This window comes from Haloferax sp. Atlit-6N, from assembly GCF_003383195.1.
GTDB classification, from domain to species: Archaea; Halobacteriota; Halobacteria; order Halobacteriales; family Haloferacaceae; genus Haloferax; species Haloferax gibbonsii.
On record NZ_QEQJ01000153.1, the window covers coordinates 1 to 545 of the forward strand.

A 545-nucleotide genomic window follows, 5' to 3' on the forward strand; every position below is an offset into this window, starting at 1 on the left:
AGGGTCTCTCGCAGCTCGTAGAGCGTGCCGAGGACGTACTGTCTGATGCTGAGCGCCGACGGGAACGGGAAGCCCTCGATCGGTTCTTCACGGCGCTGGGACAGGGTGGAGATGTCGCCTACGGAGCTGATGAAACGCAAACCGCCCTCGACTATGGAGCAGTCGACGTCCTTCTCGTTTCCGACGCACGGCCACCAGCAGAGATTCGTGAGCTGGAGGAAGCGACGACCGACCAAGGCGGTGAGTGTCTCGTTGTGTCGACTGACACAGATCGAGGTGCCCAGTTCGATACTGCATTCGGGGGTCTTGGAGCGCTCCTCCGGTTTCCGATCAACTAAGCCGAGTAGTATTGGCCGCCATAGTTGTCGTAGCGTCCCAGTGTAGGGTCTGGAGGTAGTCCCCGGTCGCGCAGACAATCTCGAGCGGCCGTAAACCGGGTGGGTTCGATGGCACCAGTAGCAGCTATGCTGTTTGTCGACTGGAGCGGAGATTGAAGCTAGTGGAGTGGCGGGCCTGTCTTCCACAACGCTGGGAAGTTTGTGAGG

Annotated in this window: 1 pseudogene; it reads left to right on the forward strand. The window is 59.8% G+C overall.

Annotation, left to right across the window (positions count from 1 at the left end):
- Positions 1-338: pseudogene (locus tag DEQ92_RS21685) on the forward strand (peptide chain release factor 1); the annotation flags it as partial.
- Positions 339-545 lie beyond the last annotated feature (207 nt).